Consider the following 9,232-nt stretch of genomic DNA (forward strand, 5'->3'; position numbering starts at 1 on the left):
TAGTGTTTTTATAAATATCCATTAGTTTTGTAAAGAATGTACTGTTATTTTTAGTTGCTCAATAAATTCTCGAGTTGCAGCGCACATATATTTATCTTTTCTATAAATCAGTCCTATATCTATAGTTGGAGTAGGATCTTCTATTTTAATAGCTTGAATGTTTTCGTTTTGCAAAAAGTCTATATACGGTTTGGGTAACACTGTAATTCCCATACCTTTTGAAACCATTTGAATTAAAGATTCCATCGTACTAATTTCTAAAATTGGTTTTGGTTTGAAGCTAAAGTTTTGACAATAGGTCGTAAGTAGTTCTGTTAAATAAAAGTTTTTTGGTAGAAGGATTAAAGGGTAGTTCTGTAATTCTTTAATAGACACGTGATCAAGCTCACTTAAAGGATGACCGATTGGAATAACTAATGTAAGTTCACTTTTATATAGCGGGATAGAAACAATTTCTTTATCTTGTACCGGGAGAAATGTAATACCAATATCTAATTCGTTTTGTAACAATTTTTCGCGAATTTCTCCTGTGCGAAGTCCTAACACAGAAAGCTCAATGTTTGGATAAAGATTATTGAAGTGTAAAAGGGTTGGCGGTAGTAAATAATTTACAACGGTTAATAATGAGCCGATTGTTAAGGATCCGTACTGTAGTCCATTTAAGTCCTGGATAGCAGAACGGGCTTGTTCGACTTCATGAAAAATGGTTTTACTATGTGATAATAAAATCTTTCCTGCTTCAGTTAAAGATATCTTTTTACCAATTCGATCGAAAAGTGGCATTCCTACTTCATGTTCTAACGCACGTATTTGTTGACTTAGTGAAGGTTGGGAAATGTTTAATTTTTCGGCTGCCTTTGTGAAATGCAATTCTTTCGAAACAGCTAAAAAGTATTCTAATTGTCGTAATTCGATTGGAATCACCTCAAATTTAATCATAGGATATACCTATCATTATTATATAAATAATTGAATTGAACAATGATTTTGTGCGATTTATAATCACTTTATTAGAAATAGATTGATGATAAAGATTAGATGAGGTGAAGAGGAATTGTTGAAATCGAGCGTATTACCAGGCAGTTATTCACAAGTACTTCAAAAAAGGTATGAGGAGGCAGTACCGACAGGAATATATCATTTAACGCCTTTATATGTAAAAAAAGCTAGCGGAGCGATCATTACAGATGTAGATGGGAATCAGTTTATTGATTTTGCTGGTGGTATTGGAATGCAAAATGTTGGTCATTGTCATCCGAAAGTTGTAAGAGCGGTACAAGAACAAGCAAAGTCATTTATTCATCCTTGTTTTCATGTAACTCCATATGAAAACTATATTGCTTTAGCAGAGAAAATTAATGAAAAAATACCAGGAACAAGTAAGAAAAAAACGATGTTTGCAAATAGTGGTGCGGAAGCGATTGAAAATGCTGTAAAAATCGCACGTAAAGTAACCGGGAGAAGTAAAGTAATTTCGTTTGAACGAGGGTTTCATGGGAGAACATTAATGACGATGTCTTTATCAACGAAAGAAAACCCATATAAAACAGGATTTGGCCCGTTCGTTTCAGACATGCATATATTGTCGTATCCGTACTATTACAGAGCTGCAGAAGGAGTTTCTTCTGAAGAAGTGGATTCTCAAGTCATCTATCAGTTTGAAAAATTTTTAGAGGAAGTATCACCTGAAAAAGTAGCGGCAATCGTAATGGAACCAGTACAAGGAGAAGGGGGATTTATTGTTCCTTCCATTTTATTTGTAAAACGAATCCGGGAAATTTGTGATCAATATGGCATTTTAATGATCATGGATGAAGTGCAAACTGGATTTGGCAGAACTGGAAAATGGTTTGCAACGGAACATTTTAATATAGAACCTGACATTATTGCATTATCAAAATCAATAGCTGGAGGCTTACCATTAAGTGCGATTGTTGGGCGCGCTGAGTTTATGGATGTTCCTGGAAGGGGTCAAATCGGTGGGACCTTTGCTGGAAGTCCGTTATCATGCGCAGCCGGTCTTGCTGTATTTGAAATTATGGAAGAAGAAAATCTAGTTGAAAGAGCTCAACAAATTGGAAATAGAATAATGTCACATTTACATGCAATGCAATTAAAATACGAAGTCATAGGTGACGTTCGTGGAATTGGTGCAATGGTAGCAATGGAACTTGTAACGGATCGCATAACAAAAGAACCAGCAAAAGAACTAACAGTACAATTAATTGATGAATTCTGGAAGAATGGGCTTATAAGTATTGGGGCAGGGATATTTGATAATGTACTACGTTTTTTACCGCCTCTTGTTATTTCAAATGAAGAAATTGATAAAGGTTTTGAAATAATAAATCAATCTTTTAAAAAATTGTGCGGAAAGTGAGAGAGGCAATTATGATGAATAAATTATATGAGGTACTATCACTAAATATAGGATTCCCAAAAGAAGTTATGTATGGAGGAAAATTAATTCATACGGGTATAAATAAAACGAAAACAAAGGAACCTATATATTTATCATTTTTAAAATTTAAAGGTGATGGTCAGGCGGATTTAGTTCATCATGGAGGGGTGGATAAAGCGGTTTGTGTGTATTCCGGGGAACATTATAGTTATTGGGAAGAAACATTGAATCAAGACCTTGAATATGGAGCATTCGGAGAAAATATAACAGTAAGTGGTATGCGTGAAGAGGATGTTTGTATCGGTGATACGTTTGAGATCGGAGAAGCGATAGTACAAGTAACGCAACCAAGGCAACCTTGTTTTAAGTTAGCTAAGAAATACAATATTCCAAAGTTACCACTGTATTTTCAAGAAACAGGATATACAGGATTTTATTTTCGTGTATTAAAAGAAGGGTGGGTGTCGCCAGTTGATACGTTAAAGTTGCTGAAGTCTGATCCAATAAGTATTACAGTAGCGTTTGCTAATCGTATTATGCATAAGGAAAAACAAAATATAGAAGGGATAAAGAGAATTTTAGAAGTACATGCACTTTCTACTAGTTGGAGAAAGACATTTGAAAAGCGACTGAGGGGAGAAGAAATAAATACGAAGGAGAGGCTTGAAGGAATAAAAGAATAAAAAAATATTTTTATAAATAGTGCATTTCTATTAGTAAAAACTAACTAGAAAGCACTGTTTTTATATAATAACCTTATTAATATACAAAAATCTTAATATTGTTTTATTCGACTTTTTTTCTAATTGCGAAAACATAAAATTAATTGGATTATTTTTTTATATTTTATGATAGTATATTGATTTGTAAGACCTATTATTTTAAGGTCAGGTCATATAACCATATATAATTTTATGGAATTGAAGTATGGAGGGACAACATGGGGAATGTTGAAAAATTTGCAAATCTTCTAATAGAAGAACCGAAAAGAGAGCAGTTATTTCCTTTATTTGAAGAAGTGTTTGGTATTGAAAGTCAAACATTACGTGATTTTACGGAGAAAGGATATTGGGATTATACATATAAAGCTTTATCATTTTTACAAGATAACAAAGTGATTGCGAATGTTGCTGCATTTTCACTTCCGCTTTTAATGAATGGTGAAAAAATAAATGCAGTGGGTATTCAATCGGTAATGACACATCCGAATCATCGTCGACAAGGGTTAATGAAACAATTGTTTAGTAAGATGATAGAAGAAATTGATGAGCAATGTGAGTGTGCGCTTTTATTTACTGAAAATCCAGAACTATATAAACCATTTGGTTTTCAAATTGTGCAAGAATATTTGATGAAAGTATCATACGAAAACAAGAGTGATAAAGATTCTCAAATTAAAAAGTTAGATTTTTATAATGAAGAGGATAGACAATTAATACATGAGATGATTGAAAATGGCCAAAGGCTTTCTAATACATTTTCAACGTTAAATTACCGCTCTTCGTTTTATTTAAATATGTATGATTCAACATGGAATGAAAACCTATATTATTCAGAGAAATTAGATACGTTGATTGTTTTTACAATAGAAAATCAAAAACTAAAATTATATGGAGTATTTGCTCCGGTACTTCCGATTTTAGATGAATTATGTGAGGAAATCTCTGGGGAATTTAAGGAGATTGAATTTTATTTTTGCCCAGATCAATTAGGAATTGATGATGTACAATATACAGAATTACAGACTAGTAAGTATTTAATGGTTCGAAGTAATAAGGAATTAGATTTTAAAGGTTATAAATTCCCGGTGTTAACCGAGTTTTAAATATTGATTTAATTGCTTTTTTATGGAGGAATTATGAAAACATCATATATACCAAATCATATTGAGCAACTTACCGTAATGAATGTACCTGAATATTACAAACTGGAAGAAAATCATACATTCATTGTCCATTCGAAGGCAGAAACAGATTTTTGGCTGAAAACACATTATGGCTTTGAAATAATGAATGGTCATGTATTTTATAATGAGATTATGACAGATTTTCAGGCTGAAGTTCAGTTACGTATGAATCCAAATGCGACATACGATCAAGCAGGTCTTTTTGTTATGATTTCGGAGAACTGTTGGTTAAAAACTTCTTTAGAATATATCCCTGAGGGGCCATCTCATTTAGGTGCTGTCGTAACGAATAATGGATATTCTGACTGGTCAACGCAAGATTATCCAACTGAAGCAGCTAAGCAACAACTTCGTTTTCGAATTATTCGAAAACGCGGTGATTATTCAATATATGTGAAAATAAGTCAGCGATGGGAACAAATAAGAATCGCTCATTTAATGGAGGATATAGGGAATGAGCCTGTTAAAATAGGCTTTTACACGTGTAGTCCTTCTAAAAATAAAGGATTTGAGACTGAGTTTTTCGATTTTACAATTGAAGAAATATAGATAAAAAACCGCATTCTTTTCATTAAGAATGCGGTTTTTGTATTTGTATATTTATAAAGCACATTTATTGACCGAAAAGTCATTAATGCTTATCATTTAATAATGTTAAATATTAATTTGCATAATATAATAAAAGTAAAGAAGAAATTACAAACTATAGGGTTTAAATAAGGAGGGATATGAATTACTCAGTGGTAATTTCATGGAAAAAGGAGATTATGTATGAAATCATTTCGCAAGCTATTACAGTATTTAAAACCATACATGTTCTTCGCTATTATTGGACCGCTATTTATGGTACTTGAGGTTGCGATGGACTTAATTCAACCGACTATTATGCAACATATTATTGATGTCGGGATTGCAAATAGGGATTTGAATTATGTAATAAAAATGGGGCTTCTTATGTTAGGAGCAGCGGCACTTGGGTTAGTTGGAGGACTTGGGTGTATGATGTATTCTACAAAAGCAGCTGTAAATTTCGCTACAGACATACGAAAAGATGTGTTTACAAAAATAGAAACATTTTCTAGTAAAAATCGGGATGCATTTGGAACCGGAAAATTATTAACGATTGTGACAAATGATATTACATCAATTCAATCGGCGATGACGATGACATTACGTGTTCTCGTTCGTGGCCCTTTGTTATTTATCGGAAGTATAATTATTGTTTTTGTAACAGCGCGAGAGTTATTTCCAATATTACTTGTAGTTGTACCAATTTTATTACTGGCGATTATTTTAATTGCAAGTAAAGCGAGTGGAACGTTTAAAAAGGTGCAAGAAGCATTAGATAAAGTGAATACAAAGTTACAAGAAAATTTATCTGGTGTACGTGTTATAAAAGCGTATGTAAGACAAAAATATGAAATTTCTCAGTTTGGAAATGTGAATACAAATTTAACGAAGATAAATATTCGAGCTGTGCAGCTTATTTCCTTAATGATGCCAATTATTATGCTAGTTGTCAGTGGTGGAATTGTCGCAACACTATGGATTGGTGGAGAAAAAGTATTTAATGGAACTCTTCAAGTAGGTGCGATTTTAGCATTTATTAACTATTTGAATATCATTTTAATGGCACTTATGTCTATTAGTATGGTATTTATTCAAATTGCTCGAGCTTTTCCATCTGCGGATCGTGTACAACAAGTCTTAAATACTGAAGTTGATATTATGAACGAAGCTAACGCAATTGAACCTGAGAAAATCGAAGGGAATATTGATTTTAGAGATGTTAGTTATAGTTATACGAAAAATAATGAATACGTTTTAAAAGATATTTCATTCAGCATACGTAAAGGTGAAAAAGTAGGGATTATCGGTTCTACAGGGAGTGGTAAGTCTACTTTAGCTAAACTGCTACCACGCTTATATGATATTGAGCAAGGTGAAATTTGTATTGACGGAATAAATGTTAAGAGGTACGATTTACAAAAATTACGTGCTTCAATAGGTTTTGTACCTCAAAAGGCATTGTTGTTCTCAGGAAGTATAGAAGAGAATTTACGTTACGGTAAAGAAGATGCAACACACGATGAATTGGAAACAGCAGCTTCATCTGCGTGTGCGACTGAGTTTATTAACAAGTTGGAAGAATCGTATCATTATAATTTAACACAAGGTGCGACGAATTTATCAGGTGGACAAAAACAACGTGTATCCATTGCAAGAGCGCTTGTGAGAAAACCATCTATTCTTATATTAGATGATTCTACATCAGCAGTTGATGCGAAATCAGAAGCGAACATTCAATCGGCATTAAGAACAGAATATAAAGGAACAACGATATTATTAATTGCTTCTAAAATCGCATCTATAATAGATGCTGATAAAATTCTCGTATTAGATAATGGTGAATTAGTTGGTGATGGTACACATGAACAACTGCTAGAACAATGTGAGGTATATCAGGAAATTTATCTTTCCCAAGGTGGTAATTTGCATAAAGAAGGTGGGAAAGAACATGCGTAATTTTCAAGGACAATTTGCTAATAAAGGTGGACGTAACGCACCTAAGAGTGGAAAAGTTAAAAATACTAAAGGAACTGTAAAACGGATTTGGAACTATATGGGGTATGAAAAAGCTGCTCTAATGTTCGTTATATTTCTAGTATTTGTTACGACATTACTTGGGTTATTAGGTCCATATTTTATGGGAGTAATTATAGATCAATATATTGTACCGAAAGATTTAAACGGTACGGCAAGAATGTGTATGTTACTTATTGCAATTTACGGTGTAACGGTGCTTTTAACATGGTTACAAACGTATGTCATGATTAATGTTGCATTAAAGACAATTCAAAAAATACGACAAGATATATTTGAGAAAATCCAAACGCTTTCTTTACGGTTCTTTGATGTACGTTCTCAAGGTGATTTAATGAGCCGTGTGACAAATGATATTGACAATTTAAATCAAGCGTTGACGCAAAGTGTCGTACAGATTATTTCATCAGCTTTAACCTTTATAGGTGTGACGATTGCGATGTTCTCATTAAATTGGATTTTGGCACTTGTAACTTTAATTACAGTACCTATTATGTTTTTCGTTACAAAAAAACTTGTTGCATATAGTGGTAAAAACTTTGCAAAGCGTCAAAAAGATTTAGGAGAATTAAATGGTTTTATTGAAGAAGCTATAACAGGCGCGGATGTTACAACGTTATACGGGAAAGAAAAAGAAACCGTACAAAATTTCAATAAAATTAATGAACAACTAAGAATTTCAGCAACGAAGGCTGATACATTTTCAGCTTTTATTTTTCCGAGTATGAACTTTATTAATAACTTAGGAATGGGGCTTGTAATTGGGACTGGATCCGTTATGGTATTAAACGGTATGACAACAGTAGGTGTCATTGCGGCGTTTATTAATTATTCTCGTCAATTCTCAAGACCACTAAGTCAATTTGCAACGTTAATGAATACGATTCAAGCGGCAGTTGCGGGGGGAGAACGAGTTTTTGAAATTATGGATGAGGTACCAGAAATTCAAAATAAAAAAGACGCATTCATTGTACAAAATATACAAGGGCATGTTGAACTTGAGAATGTTTCGTTTGGTTATGTGGAAAATAAAACAATTTTAAAAGAAGTAAGTCTTAAGGCACAGCCTGGAGAGACAATTGCTTTAGTTGGTCCAACGGGATCGGGAAAAACAACAATCATAAACTTATTAACTCGATTTTATGATATACAGCAAGGGCAAATTCATATTGATGGAAAAAATATAAAAGATTATGATATCAATTCTTTGCGAAGTAAAATAGGAGTAGTTTTACAAGATACGTATTTATTTGCTGGGACAATCATGGATAATATCCGTTATGGACGATTACATGCAAGTGATGAAGAAGTAATCAATGCAGCAAAGGCTGCATCGGCACATTCTTTTATTAAACATTTACCGAAACAATATGAAACAGAGATTGCTTCAGAAGGATCGAATTTAAGTCAAGGACAAAGACAACTTCTTGCGATTGCAAGGGCAATTTTAGCAGATGCAGACATATTAATTCTTGATGAAGCGACATCTAATATTGATACGAGAACAGAATTGCAAATTCAAGCAGGATTAAACAATTTAATGAGAGGTAGAACGAGTTTCGTAATCGCTCATCGACTCAAAACGATTGAAAAGGCAGATCAAATCCTCGTTATAAAGGATGGGAGTATTTTAGAAAAAGGGAATCATGAATCTCTCATGGAGGATCGAGGGTTTTACTTTGAATTGTATACGAGTCAGTTTAAAATTTAATAATAATATTCATGTGGTGCGGTTTCTTTAGAAAAGAGAAACCGCATTTTTCATGATTGTAAACATCGCTAAACCCAATAGTCTTTCATTAAATGCTTTGACAGTATCACCTTGAATCTCTGGTAAAACATATGAATAGCGTTTTAGGTTGCAAAAATGCAGATTAAACGTAGTTAAGTTACAAAAAGGGTGGAATATACAGTTGTTCAGGTATGTAATTTATGTGTTTTTGTAGAATTACGAGTTGTTAGTAAAAACTAGCGGCCTCAGTGACAGATGGTAGAAATAGTTTACGTGGTATTGTAATAATCTCAAGCGCTATCTGCGTTGAATATAGGATTATTTGAGTTAAATCTAAAGCGAGTGTTAAAAGTATTATGAAGCTTGTAAGAATTACAAAACTACCCCAAAAGAAACTTTTTGAAGTGTTGCGGAAATCTTTTATTAAGGAAAAGAAAGAAAAAAATGCGGTAACAATAAGAATGAAAATTTTATACTTATCAGACATTATAACCCTCCCAAAGAACAGTAATTTATATTATACCGTATTTTTCGGTATTATTATAAATCTGTCTCTTATACACATCTGACGCTGCCGACGAAGCTAGAA

General features: G+C 33.0%; 8 protein-coding genes. 6 read left to right on the plus strand and 2 right to left on the minus strand.

Features of this window, described 5'->3' with window-relative positions; translation table 11 throughout:
• Window positions 1-21 precede the first annotated feature (21 nt).
• Window positions 22-924, minus strand: coding sequence for a LysR family transcriptional regulator (locus JDS92_RS12890; RefSeq protein ID WP_080119771.1), 903 nt, complete (start codon window positions 922-924; stop codon window positions 22-24).
• Window positions 925-1,054: 130 nt separating this feature from the next.
• Here JDS92_RS12890 and gabT point away from each other — a divergent pair, with 130 nt between their 5' ends.
• The 6 genes from gabT (at window position 1,055) to JDS92_RS12920 (ending at window position 8,622) form a co-directional block, all read left to right on the plus strand.
• Window positions 1,055-2,380, plus strand: a complete 1,326-nt coding sequence (gabT, locus tag JDS92_RS12895) for a 4-aminobutyrate--2-oxoglutarate transaminase (protein WP_098712051.1) — start codon at window positions 1,055-1,057, stop codon at window positions 2,378-2,380.
• Between the two features lie 11 nt (window positions 2,381-2,391).
• Complete coding sequence (locus JDS92_RS12900; RefSeq protein ID WP_106081117.1) at window positions 2,392-3,084, plus strand: MOSC domain-containing protein; 693 nt, start codon at window positions 2,392-2,394, stop codon at window positions 3,082-3,084.
• A gap of 257 nt (window positions 3,085-3,341) precedes the next feature.
• Window positions 3,342-4,226: a GNAT family N-acetyltransferase gene (locus JDS92_RS12905; RefSeq protein ID WP_098712052.1), complete on the plus strand. Its 885-nt coding sequence runs from the start codon at window positions 3,342-3,344 to the stop codon at window positions 4,224-4,226.
• Window positions 4,227-4,259: 33 nt separating this feature from the next.
• Window positions 4,260-4,856, plus strand: a complete 597-nt coding sequence (locus JDS92_RS12910; RefSeq protein ID WP_016108386.1) for a DUF1349 domain-containing protein — start codon at window positions 4,260-4,262, stop codon at window positions 4,854-4,856.
• Between the two features lie 222 nt (window positions 4,857-5,078).
• Window positions 5,079-6,833, plus strand: coding sequence for an ABC transporter ATP-binding protein (locus tag JDS92_RS12915; protein WP_199632011.1), 1,755 nt, complete (start codon window positions 5,079-5,081; stop codon window positions 6,831-6,833).
• Entirely contained in the window at window positions 6,826-8,622 is a 1,797-nt protein-coding gene (locus tag JDS92_RS12920) for an ABC transporter ATP-binding protein (RefSeq protein WP_098712054.1), read from the plus strand. Before JDS92_RS12915 ends, JDS92_RS12920 begins: the two co-directional genes overlap by 8 nt.
• 247 nt (window positions 8,623-8,869) lie before the next feature.
• On the opposite strand, the gene JDS92_RS12925 is transcribed toward JDS92_RS12920, so the two are convergent.
• On the minus strand, window positions 8,870-9,130 hold the full coding sequence (locus tag JDS92_RS12925; protein WP_098712055.1) for a hypothetical protein: 261 nt from the start codon (window positions 9,128-9,130) through the stop codon (window positions 8,870-8,872).
• Between the last annotated feature and the right edge of the window lie 102 nt (window positions 9,131-9,232).

The sequence above is a fragment of the Bacillus cereus group sp. N12 genome (assembly GCF_016483575.1).
Classification (GTDB): Bacteria; Bacillota; Bacilli; order Bacillales; family Bacillaceae_G; genus Bacillus_A; species Bacillus_A toyonensis.